The following is a 616-nucleotide window of genomic DNA, read 5'->3' on the forward strand; positions in this document are numbered from 1 at the left end:
GGGTGCCGGTGGCGCCGTCCCAGGCGTAACGCACCGACTCGGTGCCCACCGTCCCGGTCGCGCCATCCATCGCCGCCAGGCTGACGCTGCCCGCCCCGTCGCCGCCAAAGTCGAAGGCCAGGGTGCCGCTGAAGCTGGTCTCGTCGCCCTGGCCGACGTCATCGCCGACCCCGCCGTCGATGCCGCCTTCCAGGCCCTCGTCATCGACCAGCGCGCTGCTCTCGCCGGCCGTCGGGGCGTTGGCGTCGGTGATCGTGAAGCTCAGCGTGGCGCTGGCACTGTCGCCGTCGTTATCCGTCACCGTGAAGGTGGCGCTGTCCGAGGCCGGCTGGGTCAGGTTGTCGTCCGCGGTGTAGCGGTAGCTGCCATCCGCCTTGACCTCGAGCGTGCCGTTATCCAGCGCGATGGCCTGCGAGTAGCCGTCGTTCTCGGCATCGAATACCAGGGCCTCGCCGTTGACGTGGCTGACCGCGGCCCCGTCGGCACCGCCCGCGAAGTCCAGGGTCCCGGTCACGGTATCGCCCTCGGCGACCGACTGGTCCGCTTCCGCGCTGGCCGTCGGCAGGTCGTCGTCGAACCGCACCGTCAGCGTGCCGTTGGCGCTGCTGCCGTCCGC

Annotated in this window: 1 protein-coding gene; it reads right to left on the bottom strand. The window is 71.4% G+C overall.

Annotated features, from left to right (window positions below):
• Positions 1-616, bottom strand: a 616-nt coding sequence (locus QC818_RS18310) for an Ig-like domain-containing protein (protein ID WP_309654305.1), incomplete at both ends; no start/stop codon positions are given.

It is taken from the genome of Halomonas koreensis, assembly GCF_031451675.1.
Classification (GTDB): Bacteria; Pseudomonadota; Gammaproteobacteria; order Pseudomonadales; family Halomonadaceae; genus Halomonas; species Halomonas koreensis.